Consider the following 22,440-nt stretch of genomic DNA (forward strand, 5'->3'; position numbering starts at 1 on the left):
TTTACTGGTCACGGATGCCCAGACGATTGAGTAACCCGATGATCCCTTCGCGTAACAGCAGTGACATAAACTGCTTTTGTTCGCTCGTTGTCATCTCTTTACTCAGCGTGAGCAGTAGAGATTCCAGATCGTTGTCGGTTGCGGAATAGGGGACTGGATTTTCAGCCACACGCTGTGCGCTGCGAATAAACTCGCGAACTTGCTCGTTAACATGTACGAGACGCGCTTTGCCGCCCTGTACACCAGGACGCGGGGACGTCTGCCATCCTTCTTTACGTACCCATTTGTTGATCGTTTGCCGACTGAAGCCAGTCAGATGTGCTATTTCTTCAGGTGTCATTCGTTCCTTGAGCATACTATTTCCTGAGTAAATATGGGGGAATTAGTTGTCCATGTTATAGCATCCTTTTAAGTGAAAGGGTGACATGTTTAGCTTCTCGCTGCGATAAGGCTCGCAATGTCAGCCGTTTGCCTGCTTTTTCAGCGATCAAATGGGGGGGATTCATTTTGCCGTTGACACCTGACGAAGGAATTCATATTATGCCGCCCGTCAACACGACAGCTTTACGTTGGGGCTATAGCTCAGCTGGGAGAGCGCCTGCATGGCATGCAGGAGGTCAGCGGTTCGATCCCGCTTAGCTCCACCAAATCCTGTTCCCATCAGGTTTTGGAACGTAAAACATTGTGGGGCTATAGCTCAGCTGGGAGAGCGCTTGCATGGCATGCAAGAGGTCAGCGGTTCGATCCCGCTTAGCTCCACCAAATTCAGAACCCTCGCTACGGCGGGGGTTTTTGTTTTTCATCGCGCTAACGTAAAGTAGCTTCTGAATAAGTCAGTAAGTATCCAGCAATCTTAGCGAAGAGTAATTTCAGAATTTTTCACGATTTAAAATCTTGCCTGTCATTATTAAGCGACATAACATTTACGCCTTAAATGTATTTAGCGCGGTGGGAGTTTTAATTAACAATAATGATTGATCATCTTAACATTAAGATCAAAAAAACTCTGCTGGCTGTATTGATCTGTTTTATCGCGATTCCTCTATCCAGATTTATTTCCCCGCAAACGCTCATTGATGGAAATCAAATTTATCTGGCGTGGTTGCCGATGAGTGTAATGTATTCGGTGCTTTTTATTTTTGGCCGATATGCCGTTGCGCCATTGATTATTACGTTTGCGGTGACTAATACCTGGATTATTGACCTGACGCTACCGCAGGCGGCAATCCTGCTGTTTTGTCAGCTTTTCTCGGTCTTTGTTGCGTGTGCTATTGTCCGCCTTCAGCTTGGAAAACGCTGGCGTGCAGGGTTGACGGCAAAGCATATGGGGGTGAGGGTGTTTTGGGGCGGTTTTTTTGCTCCCATTCTGCTGAAGATCACCATGTATATGGCAGGACATTTTTTTTCATTTCCGTTGGCCATCTCCAGTTATTTCGGCAATATGTCGGTTATCTACACGATTATTGATATCCAAAGCCTAATTAGTGCAGCATTAATTTTTACAACATTCTTTTATTATCCGTTGCGGATGATTATCAGTCCGCAGTATGCGCGTGCATTCTGGCGCAATCTTTCTCAATCGTGGCGTACGCGCGAGCAGCGGGTATTTACGCTATATTGGTTTGCGGCGTTGGCGACTATATTACTTATACTCTGTTCACCTTATGATTCTGATTTCATTGCAGGTTATTTAGTCCCCCTTATATTCATCCTGCACTTCATTGGGATTAGTCGCCTGGATCATATGCTAATTCGCATCTCATGGTCTGTTTCGGCATTTTTACTCGTAGCGCACAACCAGAATTTTTTACATGGCGTGCAGACTGAATATTCACTCTCGTTTGTCCTCTCTGTGCTGATCTCTTTCACCATCTGTTTGTTTTATATGGTTGATATTTATGCTCGTAGCGAGAGGATAAAGCTAAGATGGCGAGACCAGGCTGAGGAAGACCCGCTAACCGGTTTACCGAATTTGCGTGCACTGGAGAGCTATCTGCACCGTAATCCAACAGTCGTTATCAGCAGCTTACGGATTCAAAATCTGGATTTCCTCAGTCGTCATTACGGCATGATGATGAGAGTCGATAGCAAACGACAAATTGTCCGCAAAATGCAGCCGTTACTCAGTCAGGGTGAGAGGATCTTTCAGCTGCCCGGCAGCGAGCTGTTACTCGTACTGAATGGTCCGGAGCCTGCGGCACGCCTCAGTCATATTATCTCAACACTTAATCACAAAAAATACAGCTGGCATAATCAGACGTTGGATCTAGAATTTGGCGCGTCCTGGGGTCGCTATAACGGTATAGAATCGGAACTTCATCCAATGTTGGGTCAGCTAAGTTGGCTGTCGGAGCAAGCGGGAGAGGCTCGACGAGTATTAGCGTTAGATATAGCTCAAGAGCAAATATCCGATCAAACTACTGACCAGTTACGGTTGTTAGCCCTGGTTAAACAGGCGCTTAACAACCGCGAGATTGTGTTGTATGCCCAGCCTATTCAGGATGCTTCAGGAAACGGTTATTACGAAATACTTAGCCGTATGCGTTGTGGTAACAGCATCATTACTCCCGATCGGTTTATTCCTCTGATTGCGCAGTTCAACCTGAGTCAGCGTTTTGATATGCAGGTTCTGGAAACGCTATTCAGCACGGCGCATCAATATCCAGGGATGCATTTCTCCGTCAATTTAATGCCTTACACGTTGATGCAAAACGATAGCGCAGCCCAAATTATCTCACTGTTTAAGCGCTATAACTTGTCACCGGAGTTCATAACTATCGAAGTGACTGAAGAGCAGGCATTTTCTGATGTTGAAATCAGTCTGCATAATATCCACCTGCTACGAAATTTTGGCTGTAGTATCGCCATTGATGACTTCGGTACCGGCTACGCTAACTATGAACGCCTGAAAAGTTTACAGGCTGATATCGTCAAAATAGACGGTTGCTTTGTGCGTGATATTGAGACCGATCCGCTAGATACCATCATGATCGAATCGATTATTGAAATGGCGAAGGTAAAGAATATGAAGGTGGTTGCAGAGTATGTTGAAACTCAGGAACAGAGGGAAAAGCTTCTACAGCTAGGGGTCGACTATTTACAGGGCTATTTGATTGGCAAGCCGCAGCCACTGAGCGAACTGCTGGCATGAAAAAGCCGGGACTCGCCCGGCTTTTTCAATACAAGTTACAGATTACAATACCAGTGCAGCAATAGATGCAGAAAGCACACTCACCAGAGTAGAACCGTAAAGCAGCTTCAGGCCGAAGCGAGAAACCACGTTACCTTGCTCTTCATTCAGCCCTTTAATCGCGCCGGCGATGATACCGATTGAGGAGAAGTTGGCAAAGGACACCAGGAAGATGGAGATGATGCCTTCCGCACGTGGAGAGAGGGTTGAGGCCACTTTCTGCAGATCCATCATGGCGACGAATTCGTTAGAAACCAGTTTGGTGGCCATAATGCTTCCCACCTGCAACGCTTCGCCCGCCGGTACACCCATTATCCATGCGACCGGATAGAAGATGTAGCCGAGGATCCCCTGGAAGGAAATGCTATAGCCGAACCAGCCGGTAACGGTGGCAAACAGGGCATTCAGTGCAGAAATCAGTGCGATAAAACCGATCAGCATCGCGGCAACGATAATCGCGACTTTAAAGCCTGCAAGGATGTATTCCCCCAGCATTTCGAAGAAGCTTTGTCCTTCATGCAGGTTAGACATCTGCAGATTTTCTTCACTTTCATCAACGCGATATGGGTTAATTAATGACAGCACAATAAAGGTGCTGAACATGTTAAGTACCAGTGCCGCAACAACATATTTCGGCTGCAGCATGGTCATGTATGCGCCTACGATAGACATGGATACGGTAGACATCGCCGTCGCCGCCATGGTGTACATGCGGTTGCGGGACATTTTGCCGAGGATATCTTTATAGGCGATGAAGTTTTCGGACTGGCCCAGAATCAGCGAGCTGACTGCGTTAAAGGATTCCAGTTTGCCCATGCCGTTAATTTTGGACAGCACGGTACCGATGGCGCGAATGACGATAGGCAGAATACGGATATGCTGCAAAATACCGATCAGCGCTGAGATGAAGACGATTGGGCACAACACTTTCAGGAAGAAGAAAGCCAGGCCTTTGTCGTTCATGCTGCCGAAGACGAAGTCTGTCCCTTCATTGGCGAAACCGAGGAGTTTTTCGAACATCTCGGAGAATCCTTTCACAAAACCCAGACCAATGTCAGAGTTCAGGAAGAACCAGGCCAGCAGAACTTCAATGACAAGCAGTTGAATGACATAACGAATACGAATCTGCTTACGGTTGTGGCTAGCCAACAGGGCCAGAATAGCAACCACTACGATCGCGAGAATAAAGTGCAAGACGCGGTCCATATTTGCTCCAAATATGAGGCAGGTTAAATTTCTTTGCACATTCTATGTAACGGGAGCAAAGAAAACGAGAGATAGCACACACTATTGCAAGCATATGTGACTAATGGCAAAAATAGTGATCAACCATGCATTTTTGTTATGTTACGTAAAGGTTTTAAAAGTTGCATCGTTGTACTATTCTGAAGGTCGTATAAATACAATTTACCAGCTGCAGTTTTCAGTTGCCGACCCGCTATCGTTCCCTTCTATCACAGCAATTATTATCACCTTTTTAAATGAGCTTGATAATCATTCGCATTTTGATAGCATGAAACATAGCAAAGGCTATATTTCCAGAGGCAGAAAATGACAAGCAGTCGCGTTGAGAATAGCAGCGGTCGCGCAGCGCGCAAGATTAAGCTCGCCTTGATGGGGCCTGCGTTCATTGCAGCCATTGGCTATATCGACCCGGGTAATTTCGCCACCAACATTCAGGCCGGGGCCAGCTTTGGCTATCAATTGCTGTGGGTTGTGGTCTGGGCGAACCTGATGGCGATGCTGATTCAGGTGATGTCGGCGAAGCTGGGCATTGCTACTGGCAAAAATTTGGCGGAACAGATTCGCGACCATTATCCGCGTCCGGTGGTGTGGTTTTATTGGGTACAGGCTGAGATCATCGCTATGGCGACCGATCTTGCTGAATTCATCGGCGCGGCCATCGGCTTTAAGTTGATTCTTGGCGTCTCCTTACTGCAAGGGGCGGTACTGACCGGTGTGGCAACCTTCTTGATTTTGATGCTTCAGAGTCGTGGACAAAAACCGCTGGAGAAAGTGATTGGTGGCTTGCTGCTGTTTGTCGCCGTGGCGTACGTTGTTGAGTTGATATTCTCCCAGCCGGCGTTGGCACCGCTGGCAAAAGGGATGCTCATTCCATCGTTACCCACCAGCGAAGCGGTATTTCTTGCCGCCGGTGTGCTGGGGGCGACTATTATGCCCCACGTCATCTACTTACATTCTTCACTAACTCAGCATCTACACGGTGGGACACGCAAAGAGCGCTATAACGCGACGCGCTGGGATGTGGCGATTGCCATGACTATTGCAGGCTTTGTGAACCTGGCGATGATGGCGACCGCCGCCGCAGCTTTTCATTTTAATGGTCATACGGGGATTGCTGACCTGGATCAGGCTTACCTGACGTTGGAACCGTTGTTGAGCCACGCGGCGGCGACTATTTTTGGCCTTAGTCTGGTGGCTGCGGGATTGTCATCTACGGTAGTGGGTACGCTGGCGGGGCAGGTGGTAATGCAGGGTTTTATCCGCTTTCATATTCCACTTTGGGTTCGCCGGACGATTACCATGTTGCCGTCATTCATTGTTATTTTGATGGGGCTGGATCCCACTCGCATTTTGGTCATGAGCCAGGTCTTGCTGAGCTTTGGTATTGCACTGGCGCTGGTGCCGCTGCTGATCTTCACCAGTAATTCACAGCTGATGGGAGATTTAGTTAATGCCCGCTGGGTAAAATTGCTGGGATGGGCGATAGTCGCGATTGTGGTAGTTCTGAACGGTTGGCTGATCGTCGGGACGATATTTAGCTAATCCTTAAATAAAATTGGGAGCCATCTGGCTCCCCATGCTGTTAGTGATGCCCGTGGCCATGCCCGCGTCCGCCAGGACCACGTCCCCAGCCGCCGCGTCGGTCATCGCGATCGTTCCAGCCTTCACGATAACCGCGCTCGTAGGCTTTGCGCTTGTCCCAGCCTCGATGCCAGCCGTTGTCATGGCGACGCCAGCGGTTGTCGCGCCATTCATAGTTTTTGCGCCAGTAATCACGGTCGCGCCAGCCGCCACCGTCCCAGTAGTTACCGTAATTGTCGCGATCGCCAATTTGTAATTTTATTGATGGCAACAGGGTGATTTCACCAGCATTCGCGACCAATGGCGCTGTAGCCAGTAGTACTGCAGCCAGAATCAGTGACCTGAACATACTCTTCTCCTTCACGATCGGGGCCGTTGTCGGCCTGTTAACCTGATATTACGGGGCGGTAAAGCCCCGTCGCATCGGAGGAACTCCTAAATCGCAAGGGAGAGCACTTTTTGCTAAAGTAAAAATGAGTTTACACCGCAAGGATCGCGTCAATGGCTGCATTTTCTTCGGTGCTGAAATGGCGATTTCCCAGCATGCCAACCGCGTCATCCAATTGCGAGGTTTTGCTTGCGCCAATCAGCACCGAGGTCACTTTCTCCTCGCGCAGTACCCAGGCCAGCGCCATCTGCGAGAGCTGCTGCCCACGAGATTCGGCCAGCGCATTCAGTTGACGAACTTTCTCCAGTTTGTCATCAGTGAGCTGATCCGGTTGTAGAAAACGGCTGCCGCTGGCGGCGCGCGAGTCCGCTGGGATCCCATGTAGATAACGGTTGGTCAACTGACCGCCCGCCAGTGGTGAAAACGCTATACTTCCCACCCCGGCAGTTTGCAGGAAATCCAGAAGCCCATCTTCAACCCAGCGTTCAAACATCGAATATTTGGGTTGATGAATCAGGCACGGCGTGCCGAGATCGTTGAGGATGTTGACGGCTTCCCGGGCTTGTTCGAGCGGATAGTTAGATAACCCGATGTACAGGGCTTTACCCTGGCGAACGATATGATCCAGCGCGCGCATCGTTTCCTGAAGCGGTGTCTCGGGATCCGGGCGATGATGGTAGAAAATATCGACATATTCCAGCCCCATTCGCTTCAGGCTTTGATCGAGGCTGGCAACCAGATACTTGCGTGAGCCCCAATCGCCATAAGGCCCGTCCCACATGGTGTAGCCGGCTTTACTGGAGATGATCAGTTCGTCACGATAAGGCAAGAAATCTTCCCTCAGGATCCGGCCGAAATTGCTCTCCGCCGAACCCGGAGGCGGCCCGTAGTTGTTTGCTAAATCGAAATGAGTAATGCCGAGATCGAATGCATGGCGCAGAAGCTGACGGCTGTTTTCCACCAAAGTTTCATCGCCAAAATTGTGCCAAAGTCCAAGAGATATAGCCGGTAGCTTCAATCCGCTATGGCCGCAACGGCGGTATTCCATCGTCTGATATCGCGTCGCATTTGCCTGGTAAACCATACTTCCTCCGCAGATAAAACAGGGTGTGTATACGTTTACACTAAAGAATGTTTTCCGCTGAGTACACTCCCCAAACACGTAAATTTTGCTTTCCACCACATTTGTGGTGCGGAATCTGGACAGCGCATCAGCGTATTCAATACTCAAATTACCTGTACGCGAGGAGGAGTATGGATATGCAACCGACTTACACCATTGGCGATTACCTACTGGATCGTCTCGTAGATTGCGGCATTGACCGCTTGTTTGGCGTCCCTGGAGATTACAATTTACAGTTTCTCGACAGCGTTATTGCGCATCAGGACTTAGGGTGGGTAGGTTGTGCTAATGAGTTAAACGCGGCCTATGCCGCCGATGGCTATGCGCGTATCAAAGGCGCCGGCGCGCTACTGACTACTTTTGGCGTCGGTGAACTGAGCGCACTTAACGGTATTGCCGGGAGCTATGCAGAGCATATTCCAGTCCTGCATATCGTAGGAGCCCCCTGTACCGGCGCGCAGCAGCGTGGTGAATTGCTGCACCATACGCTCGGTGATGGTGACTTTAGCCATTTCTCGCGTATGAGTGAGCACATTACCTGCTCTCAAGCTGTGCTGGCGATGGGAAATGCCTGCCATGAGATCGATCGCGTATTGAGCGAGATGCTAACTCACCATCGTCCTGGCTATCTGATGCTACCCGCCGATGTTGCAAAAGCAAAGGCTACGCCGCCAGCCAGCCGTTTGCTTATAGAAAGCTTGCCCGCTGATGAGAACCAACTGATTGGTTTTCGTGATCATGCGGAGTTGATGCTAAGAAGCAGCCGTCGCGTATCGCTGCTGGCTGACTTCCTCGCCCAGCGTTATGGGTTGCAAAACACGCTCAGAGAGTGGGTGGCGAAAACGCCGATTTCTTATGCCACGATGCTGATGGGGAAAGGACTTTTTGATGAACAGCAGCCGGGTTTTGTCGGAACCTACAGCGGGATCGCCAGCGCTGATAAAACTCGTGAAGCGATTGAAAATGCCGATACGATAATCTGCGTGGGGACGCGATTTACCGATACCATCACCGCCGGTTTCACTCAGCATCTTCCTCAGGAAAAAACAATTGAAATCCAGCCGTTTGCCGTCCGAGTCGGCGACCATTGGTTTAGCCGGGTTCCGATGGATAAGGCGCTTGATATCCTTATTAATCTTGCCGCAAACCTGGCTGCAGAGTGGCTGCCCCCACAGGTTTCGGCTTTCGGTGTGGATAATGCAGCGGGTGATAGTCTGACGCAGAAAAACTTCTGGAGCGCGGTACAGAAACAACTACGTACTGGAGATATTATTCTTGCCGATCAGGGGACTGCAGCTTTTGGTGCCGCCGCACTCAAGCTTCCCGCCAACGCAACGCTGATTGTCCAGCCGCTATGGGGATCGATTGGCTTTACCCTCCCGGCGGCCTACGGGGCGCAAATAGCGGCGGCGGACAGAAGAGTGGTGCTGATTATTGGCGATGGTGCCGCGCAGCTTACTATTCAGGAGATGGGATCTATGCTGCGTGATAAGCAACGTCCGCTGATTTTACTGCTTAACAATGAGGGATATACGGTTGAGCGCGCGATTCATGGCCCCGAGCAACGGTATAACGATATTGCGCTTTGGGACTGGAATCGCCTGCCGGAAGCCTTCGCCCCTGATGTTCCTTCTCGCTGTTGGCGAGTCGCGCGTATGCCGGAACTGGAGGAGGCGATGGCCAGCAGCGTTACCTCAGACAGGCTGACGCTGGTGGAGGTGATGCTGCCAAAAATGGATATCCCTGATTTTCTGCGCGCTGTCACTCAAGCTCTGGAGGAGCGAAATAGCCGCGTTTAATCGCCGCGCTTCCTGGCGATCATTAGCGGTTTTCCGGCTAATATTAGCCAGGCCGGTAGCATAACGATACACAGCAGTGGCAACAGGGTAGAGTCCGGGACCACAACCGCGGCCATAAACAGGCTCAGCCAGCCATCCCGTGTTACGACCAGCGTTAGCCCGAGAATGGCGCAGGAGATGGTTATGGCTGCCGGGACGGCGGGAACGTGCGCATGCAGCATCAGCCCAAGCGCTACGCCGACGAATACCGCCGGGAAAATTCTCCCGCCGCGAAAGCCGCTGGCGGCGGCCAGCACCAGTGCCGCCAGCTTCACCAGAGCAATAAGCATGTAATCATTAGCGGTCAGGGTGAGGCTAAGCGCCAGTTGCTGCATCTCATCCAGACCCTTAAACAGCGTAACATGCCCGCCGATGATGCCCAGTACACCTAATAAAAAGCCGCCAATCCCCAAGGTTAATATCGGGCTTTTCAGGCTTTGCATCAGCGTATGCAGGCGCGGCAGGCACCAAACGGCGACCATACCGACGGCAATCGCGATAAGTGACACGATGGCACCGCTAATAATATCCACAAAGCGCAATTCAGGAAGATACGGAAGCGGTAGCGAAAATTGGGGATGAAAAAACAGGCTGGTGGTCAGTGAACCGGCAGCTGCCGCAAGCAGCGGTGCGAATAGCCGATCCCACAATGGGACATCGTTGCTGCTATTGAGCGTTTGCGAAAAGATGAGCGCAGCCGCAACCGGAGTACCGAATAGCGCGCCAATGGTGCCTGAGGCGGCAAGAATCGTCCAGTCCAGGGCGCTAACTCGCGGGAATAACCGGGTACCAAGTGCGGCTGCCAGGGCAATATTTATTACCATAATGGGATACTCAGGCCCAAGACTAACGCCGCCAGCCAGACCTAAGATCAGTGCGGTGAGCAGGCCCGGCAGCGCGCTGATGCTGACAGGTGCGCCAATTAATGACTCTGTCGCAGGATCTGGCCCGGCGTGACCCGGGCTAAAGCGTACCACCAGGCCGACGGCGATACCGGTGCAGGTAAGAAGAGCGATAGTCCAGACCGGGTCGCTGGCATTAATGCCAAAACTCGCCGGCAGGCGAGTCCAAAGGATATTTTGCAAAATAGCTGCAACTTTCATCGCCACAATCAATACGAGGCTGGATGCGATACCAATGATGATCGCGGGTATCGATAATAACAGCATCGTTCTGGCGCGTGGGTGCAGCATGAATAGTATCCTTTTAAGTATCCTGGAGCGCTCATTGCCTGGGAGCTTTATGGGCGTCAATGCAAATGATGCTGAAACGATAAAGTAAAGATGCAGCCTGACAATTGTAAGATATTCGATTTACAATTTTTCATGAATTACAGTGCAACTGTGACGCAGATCGCTAAACCAGGGGTGCTTATACGTTGGTCGTTGTTGTTAAGGCGTCATGAATTTACAGTGTGCCAAAAGAATCATTTTGACTTTAGCGGAGCTGTAACGGAATGACAAAATTTGCTTTAGTAGGGGACGTTGGCGGAACGAATGCTCGTCTGGCGTTATGTGATATTGCAAGCGGGGAAATCTCCCGTGCCAAGACCTATTCCGGGCTCGATTATCCAAGTCTTGAGGCCGTTGTTCAGGTCTATCTGGAGGAGCATGACGTCAAGGTGGAAGACGGCTGTATTGCGATTGCTTGCCCAATTACCGGCGACTGGGTGGCGATGACTAACCATACCTGGGCGTTTTCTATTGCCGAGATGAAAAAGAACCTGGGCTTCTCTCATCTGGAAATCATTAATGATTTCACAGCCGTGTCGATGGCGATTCCGATGCTGAAAGCTGAGCATCTGATTCAGTTCGGCGGTGCGCAACCGGTGGAAGGCAAGCCCATTGCCGTCTATGGTGCAGGTACCGGTCTGGGCGTTGCTCACCTGGTGCATGTTGATAAGCGTTGGGTGAGCCTACCGGGTGAGGGCGGACATGTTGACTTCGCACCGAACAGCGAAGAAGAGGGCATTATTCTGGAAGAACTGCGTACCGAGCTGGGGCATGTCTCCGCCGAGCGCGTGCTGTCAGGGCCGGGGCTGGTGAATCTTTACCGGGCGATTGTGAAGTCCGATGGGCGTCTGCCGGAAAACCTACAGCCTAAAGACGTAACTGAACGTGCGTTGGCCGATACCTGCATCGATTGTCGCCGCGCACTGTCGCTATTTTGCGTCATCATGGGCCGCTTTGGCGGTAACCTGGCGCTAACTTTGGGGACTTTTGGCGGCGTGTATATTGCCGGTGGCATTGTTCCGCGCTTCCTCGACTTCTTTAAAGCCTCCGGTTTTCGCGGTGGGTTTGAAGATAAAGGCCGTTTTAAAGCCTTTGTGCAGGATATCCCGGTATATCTGATTGTCCATGACAACCCTGGGCTGCTGGGTTCCGGTGCGCACCTGCGTCAGACTCTCGGTCAGGTTCTCTAAACCCGCCTCTTACCCGGATAAATCGTTTATCCGGGTCATCTCTACAAATGCATTAGCTGGCGAAACTCTTTGACCTTGCTGCGGCTCACCGGGACCTGAAACTCCAGGTCGCGAAGCCGCAGAATATAGGTATTGTTGAACCAGGGTTCAATTTCGCGAATTTTATTCAGATTCACGCAATATGAACGATGGCAGCGGAAGAAGTGTGCTGGCGGCAGCTTGTTACAGAACTCCGTGATATTCATCGGCATCACGAACGACTCCCGACGGGTATAAACGAACGTCATCTTTTCATGCGCTTCGGCGTAGTAGATATCATGGATGCTGGTCACGATGATGCGTTCATCTTTAATTAGATTGATCGTGTCGTTTTCCCGCGTGGGGTTGGATACCGCCCCCGTACCGGTGCTGACTTGCTGCTGTTGCCAGGCGCTGGTCAGCTTTTGCAGCATGTTAATAATGCGCGATTCCTGGTACGGTTTCAGGATGTAATCAAATGCCTCTAGCTCAAAAGCTTCTACTGCATGTTCTTTCCATGCAGTGATAAAGACAATAAAGGGTTTGTGCACAAACTGACTGATATTCTGCGCCAGCAGAACACCATCCAGAGAGGGGATGTTAATGTCGAGAAAAATGGCATCGACTTTGTTGTGCTGTAAAAACTTCAGCACGTCTAACCCGTCGTCAAAGGTGCCGACAATTTCCATCTGGCTATGGGTGTTAATCAGCCAGGTGAGCTCTTGTTGTGCCAGGAATTCATCTTCAACAATGATGACTTTCATCTTATCTCCACTCATGACAGCAAAGACTCCGTCGCCGCCTGGGGCGCATGCTGGGTTGGCACGTAGAAGGCAATTTCGGTTCCCGGGGCCAGGCGTCGGATATGCAGACCTTCGCCGTACAGCAACTTGACCCGATGATGAACATTCAGTAAACCAATTTTATTCCCCGGCATTTCGTCGGCTTCCACTCTTGCTACGACCGCCGGGTCAATGCCGTTGCCGGTATCGCGAACGCTAATTCGTACACGATTTCCGCACTCATTAATTCCGATGGTGACCACGCCTTTACCTTTACAGGGCTGTATCCCATGAACGATAGCATTTTCCACTAGCGGCTGAATAAGCAGGCTGGGGATCATGAAGCTGATTTCATCATCAATATCATAAATCACCGTCAGCTTGTCGCCGAAGCGGGCCTGTTCAATCGCGATATAGTCCTTGATTTGATACAGCTCTCTTTTGATGTCTATCTGTTCATCATCTTTTAATTCAATGTTGTAGCGTAAATAGCGCGATAAATTAAAAATCAGCTGGCGCGCGGTGTCAGGATTCATGCGTATTGAAGACGAAATCGCATTCAGGGCATTAAATAAAAAATGGGGATTAATTTTGCTCTGTAGCGCGCGCAGTTCGGCTTTATTGGCCATTTCACGAAGCTGTTCGGCACGAGAGACTTCCAACTGTGTAGAGATAATTTGCGACAGGCCAATTGCCATTTCCTGCAGCGAAGAAGTGATGCGATGTGCGTGGCAATAATAGATTTTTAGCGTACCGGTGACGACGCCTTTCTCCCATAACGGAATGACCAACATGGAGTGTATTTCCGGCGTTCGGTGAGCTTCATCATTGTTTTTAATAATGATTTTTCCGTAACGGATCGCCTGTTGCGTCGTTGGGCTAATAAAGTCGTCGTTATCACGGTAGTTGATTTCTCCCACGCCGACATAAGCCATCACGTGCTGGGTATTGGTAATCGCGACGGCATCGGCATTGATATCGCGGCGGATGATATCGCACACTTGTCGCAGAGATTCACTGTTAACATGGCGAAACAGCGGTAGCGTTTTGTTGGCGATATCGAGCGCCAGTTTTGCCTGACGAGCGGCGCTGGCTTCTTTCTCACCCTCAACGCTTTGCACCAACAGGACGATAAAACCGATACAGATGCTGCCGAGGATCATCGGGATCCCAATTTTGGAGACAATGTCCATTCCTAGCGAGAGAGAAGGGGCCCACACCACGACGAGGATCATGGTCAGCGTTTCGCACAGCATCCCGGCAAGAATCCCGGCTTTCCAGCGTTGCGTTTTAGGGATTTTTCGACTGATAAAACCGGAGAGCAGGCCGGCGACAATGCTGGTGATGAAACAGGGGATGGCTGTGACACCATCGATATCGATGAGATAGCGATGCACGCCGGCAATCACGCCCACGATCGCTCCGACCCAAGGGCCAAATAAGATACCGCCGGACATGACTGCGATGATACGCACGTTGACCAGCGATCCCTCTACCGGCACGCCGGACCAGGTACTGAACAAGGCAAACAGGGAAAAAATCGCGGTAACGGCCAGCAGTTCTTTTGGTGTATGCGCGGATTTATGCAGAAGTTCGCGAAACAGGCGCAGACGGATAAGGAAAAAAAGGCAAATCAACATTAATGCCGCGCGGTCAAAAACTGCCAGCAGCATTGTGAATATTTCGTGCATGTGTACGCCGTGTTAATCGCGAGAAAGGAATATGATAGAAAACCTTGCAGCAGAAGGCTAGCCAAAGGCAAGAATAGGGAAAAGTCACACAAATAAAAGGGGATTGATGGCGAATCCTGGAGATTCAATCATCTCCACTCATTGTAGATAAATGAAGTAAATTAAAAGATATCAGTCTGTTAATTTTTATTAGTGAACTCACGTAGTTAGACATGATTTGTGCCGTGTTTAGTGGCGTTGATGCCCGTTTTATTCACCAGCAATTATTTTTTATCTTCCCTCTCGACAACATGAATTTTTTCGGGTTATTTTCTAAGCGTGCCGCAACTGCGGCAGCGTCGCTCGGACGGTCCGGGCGCTAACGTTAATCTGAGGAATCTATGGCTGAATTCAGTCCTGAACGCCGTTTCACGCGTATCGATCGTCTCCCCCCGTATGTTTTTAATATTACTGCTGAACTGAAGATGGCTGCGCGCCGCCGTGGTGAAGACATTATTGATTTCAGCATGGGTAACCCCGATGGTGCGACCCCGCCGCATATCGTTGAGAAATTATGCACCGTTGCCCAGCGCCCTGATACGCATGGTTATTCCACTTCTCGTGGGATTCCTCGTCTTCGCCGCGCTATTTCACGTTGGTATCAGGATCGTTACAACGTTGAGATCGATCCGGAGTCAGAAGCGATTGTCACCATTGGTTCAAAAGAGGGACTGGCGCATCTGATGCTGGCAACTCTCGATCATGGTGATACCGTGCTGGTGCCAAATCCGAGTTATCCTATCCATATATACGGCGCGGTGATTGCCGGAGCCCAGGTGCGTTCGGTACCGCTGGTTGAAGGCGTTGATTTCTTCAATGAACTTGAGCGTGCTATTCGCGAGAGCTATCCGAAACCGAAAATGATGATCCTGGGTTTCCCATCCAACCCGACCGCGCAGTGCGTCGAGCTGGAATTCTTCGAGAAAGTTGTCGCGTTGGCGAAGCGTTATGACGTACTGGTAGTCCACGATCTGGCCTACGCCGATATTGTTTACGACGGCTGGAAAGCGCCTTCTATTATGCAGGTTCCCGGCGCGCGCGACGTTGCCGTCGAATTCTTTACGCTATCTAAAAGCTACAATATGGCGGGCTGGCGTATCGGATTTATGGTCGGTAATAAAACGTTGGTCAATGCGCTGGCGCGAATTAAAAGTTACCACGATTACGGTACTTTCACTCCTCTGCAGGTAGCGGCTATTGCTGCACTGGAGGGTGATCAGCAATGTGTGCGTGATATTGCCGAGCAGTATAAGCGCCGTCGCGATGTGCTGGTGAAAGGGTTACATGAGGCGGGCTGGATGGTGGAGTGTCCGAAGGCGTCGATGTATGTGTGGGCTAAAATCCCAGAGCAGTACGCGGCGATGGGCTCGCTAGAGTTCGCCAAAAAAATGCTACAGGATGCCAAAGTCTGCGTTTCGCCGGGTATTGGCTTTGGTGATTATGGTGATACGCATGTACGGTTTGCTTTAATTGAAAACCGCGATCGCATTCGCCAGGCCATACGCGGCATTAAATCTATGTTCCGCGCCGACGGACTTCTTCCAGCCTCGACCAGGTTGACAAGCGAAAGCAACGAATGAAAAACGGGAGCCAGCGGGCTCCCGTTTTTTTAACATCGTTATGGCTAGATCATCAGGGCGAAAGTACCGGCCCAAACGATGACCATAAAAGAAATGCCCATTAAAAAGTATTTCACGACTCATCACTCCGTGCGCTCTGCGAGACGCCTAAATGAATTTAATTTTCATGACCTGCTTTAACTACCGCCAACAAAAATTGAACAATTTGTTGCTGGCGGTAGCTACAAATTCTCTGCGCTAACTGCTCCAGATGGCGCTAATGTACGCCTAAAAAAAGAGGGAGACAAGGCCCATTTTTTTATTAATTTTTAGTTACTTACGAGTGTCGTGATTCGGCGACACATTAATTTCATTTGGTATTAAATTCTATTCTGGCGACGGCAGCTAAGAACCGTTTTCGAACAAGCATAGCTGTTTGATTTTGAGATTTTTTTAGTTCCAATTAACCCTGGAGAGTCGCATCCCGTTTTAGATAAACGGTGTTTTTCAAAGGATTGCTTAAGGCGATAAAGTGCCTGTTGCCCTATGGCAAAAAGCGAAAGAGCGGTGAGCTGATGAAACTTCTGGTGACCTGCTTAGTCGTCATGTTGAATGTTGCAAAGCTCATAAGAAGGCGTGTGCTCGCCACCATGTTGGATGTTTACAACATGGTGGCGACAGTGCTATATACAGCAGCCAGATTCTATAAAGGAAAACTCAAATTATCGAATGCTAATGTCCATTAAAAGATGATTTCATAATCACACTGATGAGCGTCGTCCAGGTTGATGTAAAATCAGTTATAACTAATTTTAATAATGCTTTTAGAATTCAGCTATGAAGCGAAGTTTGGGTGCATGGTTTATTTTAGGATTATCTTAGATAGTGCGCCATTGAGCGGGCGCTCGATGCTGGTTTTTATTTTCATATATAGACAAAATGATTTTGTTATCATTTGAAAATAGTATCTGAAGTTGGGTTTTCAGTATCAATGTAGTTTGAAATCATCCCCTCGGCAATGAGTTTCTCCATTACCATACTAAATTTTTCACTTTTGACGTTTCCAGTGGCATTCAGAATATTACTATTGAAAGCAGGGTTGGAGCGAATGATGTAATTGATGAATTCAAGTAAAAGTTTGTTCTGTGGGATAAATGAATCGTCATGAACTATCTTATCTTTAAAAATATTTAATGGTTTTTCTGAGCATTCCAGGGGGCGGCTGCTGATTGTATGCTCGTGAATTTTTTCAATAGCCTGATTGGTGATATACAGCTTATTCAACGAGATTGTCGGTTTCTCATCCTCATCAGGAGTAAAGTGGCAAAAGACGACATTTCTTGCTGGAGATATAATGCTTATTCTTTGTTCTGAAAGGGTGATTTCTGGGTTCTCCAGTATCTCCATTAGATTTCTGGAGTGGCTGTACCACAGGCCTGAAACAGAAACTTTGAGTTTGAACTGTGTTACAGGAGAGCCGTATTGGGTCTCCAGATTAGGCTCACTTTCGTTGAGCGTCAGGATAGTATTTATTTTTGAATGCTGCGACCAGGATCTTTCGCTTCTGCTGACTTCATCAATATTTGAGGCATTATAAAAATAGGGCTTACTACTGCCCATGTCATGTCTAATTGCACTTTTTAATGTCCCATGTGTTTTACCTAACTTAAGACAAAGATTGATGGCTCCAATATCATGCCAGTGAAGCAAATCTTCTAGTTCACAGTTTAATAATTTTTGTGCACGCGAAATTGAACAGTATTCCAGCGGCGGAAGATTGTTTAACTTCCATATGTTTCGTTCTTTTTTGTTCATGATGGTATTGTCTTGTGAAAATGATGTTGAATTAACTTAAAATGTGTTTTGATGAACCTTTCTCATTTTTTATGCTGTTAACTTCACATTAACGAATTGATTAAAGGTTAGCGTTAATCTTGTTTCCCATTGAGACTGGCTTAAATGTTATTTAAGATGCACATTCTATCAGCTATTTTATAACGGTTAAATATGTCTATGATAAAAAACTTCGCTGATATGATAAGTTTAATTTATTATTTATCTCGTGAATTTTTGTTGTTTTAATTATCTATTTTTTGTATTTAATCCAGTTATCATAGGTAGCAAGGATTTCAGTATGGTGCATTATCAGGCGTGAAGAAGATGGCGTAATAGGGACCGGGTAAAAAGCGAACTTTGCTTGATAAGCACGATCAACCGTTCAATGGTAAATCGGGCGATACGAGTGAATATAATGAAGGTGGTGTTGGAAAGTGTCCCCTGCAGGAATCGAACCTGCAACTAGCCCTTAGGAGGGGCTCGTTATATCCATTTAACTAAGGGGACGAAGCGTCGGGATTATAGCGTTTTTTTCCTTGCAGGTTAAGCAGGTATGGTCTGACTGCTCAAACTGTCGCCACTTAATGCCCTTTTTTTGCTTTAGCTCGGGATTTTTTCTCGTGGGCCATGTCGTTACGGATCTGCGCATGGCTAAGTAAGGCAAAAATAAAGGTCCCGCCGCAAACGTTGCCGGCAAGAGTCGGTAAAGCAAAGGGCCAGATGAATTCTTGCCACGGTAGCGTCCCATTGAATACCAGATAGAAAATTTCGACGCTGCCGACCACAATATGAGTCGTATCAGCAAGTGCAATGAGCCAGGTCATCAGGATAATGACCACAATCTTTGCAGAGCCTGCCGCAGGAAACATCCACACCATGGTGGCGACCAGCCAGCCGGAAATTATCGCATTAGCGAACATCTCCGTGGGGGTGTTGCTCATCACTTTTAAACTGATGCTCTGGAAGGCCTCAAGTGTGGGGTCATCAAACACCGGCATGATATCAAATGCCCATGCCGCAATCGCGGTGCCAATTAAATTACCTATCAGCACTACGCCCCAAAGGCGCAACAAAAGACCAATATTACTCAGCGTGGGCTTATGCATTATGGGTAATACAGCGGTAACGGTGTTTTCGGTAAACAGTTGTTGGCGCGCGAGGATGACAATAACAAAACCAAAAGTGTAGCCGAGATTTTCCAGTAAAAAACCGCCGGGAATTTCACCAATATGCACATGAAAGATGCCTTTTGCTACCAGCGAAGCTCCCATCGAAAGGCCTGCTGCGATGGCTGACCACAACAGCGCCATGGCATCACGCTCAAGTTCTTTCTCTCCTTCCTGGCGAATCTCTTCATGGGTCGCCATTGCTTGAGAAGGCAATCTCTCTTCATCAATCTCAATTTTCTCACCTTGTTGTTTTTCATCACTTTCTACTTCGATCTCTTCACTTTCATGGTGAGTTTGCGGATTCATGAATTTTCCCCTGCTATTGAACTTAATTATAAGCGTAGAGATGTTTCAGCTATCCATGTCTGGATAACCTCCTAAATTCTTCACAATGACAAGATTAGCAATACGGACATTGCAAAATATGTATAGAATTGTGGGGCAACAATTATGCCAAAGAAGGCTATGCTGAAAGCAGGCACATGCTTACGGGCGATATCTTAATGGAGGCAGCTGTCCCCGGATAACCCCCAGCGATAGCTAAAATTAACAGGGAGACACCTATGAATTTTCGCCTGTCGGCGCTTGCGCTTGGCGCCACATTGCTGGTCGGATGTGCCAGTTCTAGTTCTGGCGATCAACCGCAGGGGCGTTCAGATCCGCTTGAAGGTTTTAACCGCACGATGTTCAACTTCAACTTCAATGTCGTTGATCCCTATGTTCTTCGTCCTGTTGCAGTAGCGTGGCGTGATTATGTTCCGCAGCCTGCGCGCAATGGGTTGAGTAACTTTACCAGCAACCTTGAAGAACCAGCGGTAATGGTGAACTCCTTCCTGAAGGGCGATCCCTATAAAGGAATGGTGCACTTTACCCGCTTCTTCCTGAACACCCTCCTTGGGATGGGCGGTTTGATTGATGTGGCTGGAATGGCGAACCCGAAACTACAGCGCGTAGAGCCAAGCCGCTTCGGTAGCACTCTCGGCCACTATGGCGTTGGCTACGGTCCATACATGCAGTTGCCTTTCTACGGCAGCTTCACCCTTCGTGATGAGGGGGGCGATATGGCTGATGACTTCTATCCGGTCCTTTCCTGGCTGACCTGGCCAATGTCTATCGGTAAATGGATGGTTGAGGGAATTGAAACTCGTGCACAGCTGCTGGATTCCGATGGCTTGCTTCGTCAGTCTTCCGATCCGTATATCTTAATGCGTGAAGCCTATTTTCAGCGTCACGACTTTATCGCTAACGGCGGTAAACTTTCTCCGAATGAAAACCCGAACGCGCAGGCGATCGAGGGCGATCTTAAAGATATCGATTCGCAGTAATCTATTTCTGGAAATAAAAAGGGTGAACATCATGTTCACCCTTTTTTGTCCCTTCAGATAATCAGAAGCGGTAGTTGAAGTTCGCGCCGTACAGCCAGGCTTTACCCTCGGACTTGAAGGTATACGGGCCTTCTTCAAATTCGACGTGCTGACCGTGCATATAGGAAACGCCCACATCCACTGATGCATCTTTATTAAAGGCGTAGGTCGTACCGGCGCTGAGCCACAGACGATCCTGGTCCGGAATAGAGATCGAACGATTGGAAGCCGGGACCGGGCTATCATCAAATGCGATACCGGTACGGAAGGTCCAGTTATCGTCATAGTAATAGGTGGTGCCCAGAGCGATACGATAGGAATCCTTAAAACCTTCATCTTTATAGAACAGCGTTTCGCCACCGCTAGTTTTGGTTGCTTTCAACTCCTGGAACTGGCTCCAACTGGTATAAGCCAGGCTGTAGTGAACGGCCCATTTTGGCGCCACGCGGTTATAGCCTGAGATTTCCCACATTTCTGGCAGGTTCAATGTCAAAGAGCCGCCAATAGTGGAACCACCGGTGCCGTAAGGCAGGCCGAGACCCAGTGCTGAATTGATAGGATTAAGTGATGACGGCAAGCTGCTCTTATAATCGCCGTCAAAATCAATTTTGATTTCAGAGCGATAGGTTAAGCCGTAGCGGTTGTTTTTATCGACTTCATATAAAATACCGGCATTCCAGCCGAAGCCCCATTCATCACCTTTCAGGCGAGCGATTTGAGTATCACGACTGATACCACCAGCTTGCTGACCTATTGCGGCTGCCTGAGCCGGGGAGAGTTTGCCTTCCTGCACCATGCCGGGTAGCTGCGCACCAATAATTTCCGGTAAATCACCTGCATAGCGCTCCAGCTTGGCTCGGGCATATACGGCGTCGAAGCCCAGGCCAAAACTCCAGTGATCGTTAAGACGATATGCACCGCTCAAATTGAGGTTTAAGGTTTCAAGGTCAGTGGTGCCACCCATTGAGCCTGCGGCAAAATCATTGTTGAACTCTGTGGCTAAACCATAGTTAGAAGTGAGGGAGGCACCCCAACCGAACTGCTCATTAATCGGCGCGACAAAGTGTAGGTTGGGTACCCATGCGGTTGGTGCAATATTGTCCTGGCTGGCATCGTTACCGATAACTGAACTACCGCTCACGTTGACATCAGGATCGACAAAAATAGCACCGCCAGAGAAGGTTGGACGATCAAACATCATAATTAACGCCGGGTTACGGCTGGCGTTTCCCGCATCATCAGCAATAGCCCCTTCACCTGAATAAGCGCGACCAAGGCCCGATGAAGAGAATTCGTTTAACTGAAAGCCTGCTGACCAGGCTTGGGTTGAAACTATTGCTACAGCCACTGCAAGGGCAGATTGGGTAAAGCGGGTTTTCTGGCTCATGCCCATAACCTCATAGAGTTATTTTTATTTAAACAATGTTACATGCCGTAACAGAAGCGCGAAGTGTAGGGTCTGCTTTACGACAGAGAAATCAGACCAGTGCGCTGAGTATAGGTCTGACCAGATGATATGTTGCAAGTTTGTTTATAAGTTTTTTCAATTATGATACGAAAAACGCGATCCAGCTGGCAAATTTGCTGTTGTACCTCATGTTCGAAATGGGGGATTTTTGTTTTGGATCATTTTTAAGTGTGATTTCGCTCACTTATCTCATTTGTCACCATTAACGGCTGGAGGCGGTTATTCGCCGGGCGTAAAATAAACAGATTATTTATCTGGCACCTTGAGTGCATATACAGAGGAAATCTACGATGAGTAAATGCAGTGCTGATGAAACCCCGGTTTGCTGCTGTATGGATGTTGGCACCATAATGGACAACTCCGATTGCACCGCCTCTTACAGCCGCGTGTTCGCTAACCGTGCCGAAGCAGAGCAAACGCTCTCCGCATTGAGCGAAAGAGCGCGTAACGTTGAATCTGAGCCGTGCAAAATCACCCCGACCTTTACTGATGTCGATGGTGGCGTACAGCTGGATATCGATTTCGTATTCTGCTGTGAAGCTGAAACCCTGATTTTCCAGCTCGGCTTGCGTTAGTCTTTCCCCAAATGCCCCTCTGCGCAGGGGCGTTATCTTTTCTATCCAATGTGTTTTGGCTCCCACTTTTTCTGTTCCCCGATTGGCTTAATGTAAAATATTGGTTAAAACTGTTATCAGGTCAGACCACTTTGTTTTATCGGTTAACAGGG

General features: G+C 48.8%; 18 protein-coding genes and 3 tRNA genes. 9 read left to right on the top strand and 12 right to left on the bottom strand.

Annotated elements, in window-relative coordinates:
• Position 1: 1 nt before the first annotated feature.
• Positions 2-355, bottom strand: a complete 354-nt coding sequence (locus DA718_RS08025) for a YfeC-like transcriptional regulator (protein WP_112212924.1) — start codon at positions 353-355, stop codon at positions 2-4.
• 216 nt (positions 356-571) lie between these two features.
• Between DA718_RS08025 and DA718_RS08030 the strand changes: the two genes are divergently transcribed.
• The 3 genes from DA718_RS08030 (at position 572) to DA718_RS08040 (ending at position 3,151) form a co-directional block, all read left to right on the top strand.
• Positions 572-647: transfer RNA gene (locus tag DA718_RS08030), tRNA-Ala, on the top strand.
• 39 nt (positions 648-686) lie between these two features.
• Positions 687-762, top strand: a tRNA-Ala gene (locus DA718_RS08035).
• Positions 763-970: 208 nt separating this feature from the next.
• Positions 971-3,151: an EAL domain-containing protein gene (locus DA718_RS08040; RefSeq protein ID WP_112212925.1), complete on the top strand. Its 2,181-nt coding sequence runs from the start codon at positions 971-973 to the stop codon at positions 3,149-3,151.
• A gap of 42 nt (positions 3,152-3,193) precedes the next feature.
• On the opposite strand, the gene DA718_RS08045 is transcribed toward DA718_RS08040, so the two are convergent.
• Complete coding sequence (locus tag DA718_RS08045) at positions 3,194-4,396, bottom strand: NupC/NupG family nucleoside CNT transporter (RefSeq protein WP_110272215.1); 1,203 nt, start codon at positions 4,394-4,396, stop codon at positions 3,194-3,196.
• Positions 4,397-4,741: 345 nt separating this feature from the next.
• Here DA718_RS08045 and DA718_RS08050 point away from each other — a divergent pair, with 345 nt between their 5' ends.
• Positions 4,742-5,977 (top strand): Nramp family divalent metal transporter, encoded by a 1,236-nt coding sequence (locus DA718_RS08050; protein ID WP_110272217.1) that lies wholly within the window; start codon positions 4,742-4,744, stop codon positions 5,975-5,977.
• Positions 5,978-6,017: 40 nt separating this feature from the next.
• On the opposite strand, the gene DA718_RS08055 is transcribed toward DA718_RS08050, so the two are convergent.
• Together DA718_RS08055 and mgrA are read right to left on the bottom strand one after the other, a co-directional pair.
• Positions 6,018-6,365 carry a DUF2502 domain-containing protein gene (locus DA718_RS08055; protein ID WP_112212927.1) on the bottom strand — a complete coding sequence of 116 codons (348 nt, stop codon included), beginning with the start codon at positions 6,363-6,365 and terminating at the stop codon, positions 6,018-6,020.
• Positions 6,366-6,495: 130 nt separating this feature from the next.
• Positions 6,496-7,488, bottom strand: a complete 993-nt coding sequence (gene mgrA, locus DA718_RS08060; RefSeq protein ID WP_112212928.1) for an L-glyceraldehyde 3-phosphate reductase — start codon at positions 7,486-7,488, stop codon at positions 6,496-6,498.
• A gap of 176 nt (positions 7,489-7,664) precedes the next feature.
• Here mgrA and DA718_RS08065 point away from each other — a divergent pair, with 176 nt between their 5' ends.
• Positions 7,665-9,326, top strand: a complete 1,662-nt coding sequence (locus tag DA718_RS08065) for an alpha-keto acid decarboxylase family protein (protein WP_112213208.1) — start codon at positions 7,665-7,667, stop codon at positions 9,324-9,326.
• Here DA718_RS08065 and DA718_RS08070 read toward each other — a convergent pair.
• Positions 9,323-10,558 carry an ion channel protein gene (locus tag DA718_RS08070; protein WP_112212929.1) on the bottom strand — a complete coding sequence of 412 codons (1,236 nt, stop codon included), beginning with the start codon at positions 10,556-10,558 and terminating at the stop codon, positions 9,323-9,325. The genes DA718_RS08065 and DA718_RS08070 overlap by 4 nt on opposite strands.
• Before the next feature lie 263 nt (positions 10,559-10,821).
• Here DA718_RS08070 and glk point away from each other — a divergent pair, with 263 nt between their 5' ends.
• Positions 10,822-11,787, top strand: a complete 966-nt coding sequence (glk, locus tag DA718_RS08075) for a glucokinase (RefSeq protein ID WP_112212930.1) — start codon at positions 10,822-10,824, stop codon at positions 11,785-11,787.
• A gap of 41 nt (positions 11,788-11,828) precedes the next feature.
• On the opposite strand, the gene DA718_RS08080 is transcribed toward glk, so the two are convergent.
• Together DA718_RS08080 and DA718_RS08085 are read right to left on the bottom strand one after the other, a co-directional pair.
• Positions 11,829-12,569, bottom strand: a complete 741-nt coding sequence (locus tag DA718_RS08080) for a LytR/AlgR family response regulator transcription factor (RefSeq protein ID WP_110272222.1) — start codon at positions 12,567-12,569, stop codon at positions 11,829-11,831.
• 11 nt (positions 12,570-12,580) lie between these two features.
• The gene (locus tag DA718_RS08085) at positions 12,581-14,260 is read right to left on the bottom strand and encodes a sensor histidine kinase (protein ID WP_167492857.1); all 1,680 of its coding nucleotides are present in this window, start codon (positions 14,258-14,260) and stop codon (positions 12,581-12,583) included.
• 398 nt (positions 14,261-14,658) lie between these two features.
• Here DA718_RS08085 and alaC point away from each other — a divergent pair, with 398 nt between their 5' ends.
• Entirely contained in the window at positions 14,659-15,897 is a 1,239-nt protein-coding gene (gene alaC, locus DA718_RS08090) for an alanine transaminase (protein ID WP_112212932.1), read from the top strand.
• 44 nt (positions 15,898-15,941) lie between these two features.
• Here the strand turns inward: alaC and ypdK are convergent, their stop codons facing one another.
• The 4 genes from ypdK to DA718_RS08110 all read right to left on the bottom strand — a co-directional run bounded on the left by ypdK (position 15,942) and on the right by DA718_RS08110 (position 19,187).
• Positions 15,942-16,013 carry a membrane protein YpdK gene (ypdK, locus tag DA718_RS08095; RefSeq protein WP_077777854.1) on the bottom strand — a complete coding sequence of 24 codons (72 nt, stop codon included), beginning with the start codon at positions 16,011-16,013 and terminating at the stop codon, positions 15,942-15,944.
• 814 nt (positions 16,014-16,827) lie between these two features.
• Positions 16,828-17,691 carry a hypothetical protein gene (locus DA718_RS08100; protein ID WP_112212934.1) on the bottom strand — a complete coding sequence of 288 codons (864 nt, stop codon included), beginning with the start codon at positions 17,689-17,691 and terminating at the stop codon, positions 16,828-16,830.
• 456 nt (positions 17,692-18,147) lie between these two features.
• Positions 18,148-18,219 (bottom strand) — tRNA-Arg (locus tag DA718_RS08105).
• A 74-nt stretch (positions 18,220-18,293) separates the two neighbouring features.
• Positions 18,294-19,187, bottom strand: coding sequence for a formate/nitrite transporter family protein (locus DA718_RS08110; RefSeq protein ID WP_112212935.1), 894 nt, complete (start codon positions 19,185-19,187; stop codon positions 18,294-18,296).
• Between the two features lie 257 nt (positions 19,188-19,444).
• Between DA718_RS08110 and mlaA the strand changes: the two genes are divergently transcribed.
• Positions 19,445-20,206, top strand: a complete 762-nt coding sequence (mlaA, locus tag DA718_RS08115; protein ID WP_112212936.1) for a phospholipid-binding lipoprotein MlaA — start codon at positions 19,445-19,447, stop codon at positions 20,204-20,206.
• A gap of 61 nt (positions 20,207-20,267) precedes the next feature.
• Here mlaA and fadL read toward each other — a convergent pair whose 3' ends face one another.
• Positions 20,268-21,632, bottom strand: a complete 1,365-nt coding sequence (gene fadL / locus DA718_RS08120; protein ID WP_167492734.1) for a long-chain fatty acid transporter FadL — start codon at positions 21,630-21,632, stop codon at positions 20,268-20,270.
• A gap of 371 nt (positions 21,633-22,003) precedes the next feature.
• Between fadL and DA718_RS08125 the strand changes: the two genes are divergently transcribed.
• Positions 22,004-22,288, top strand: a complete 285-nt coding sequence (locus tag DA718_RS08125; protein WP_112212938.1) for a YfcZ/YiiS family protein — start codon at positions 22,004-22,006, stop codon at positions 22,286-22,288.
• The last annotated feature ends 152 nt before the right edge of the window (positions 22,289-22,440 follow it).

Origin of the sequence: Klebsiella huaxiensis, assembly GCF_003261575.2 — a bacterium.
GTDB lineage: Bacteria > Pseudomonadota > Gammaproteobacteria > Enterobacterales > Enterobacteriaceae > Klebsiella > Klebsiella huaxiensis.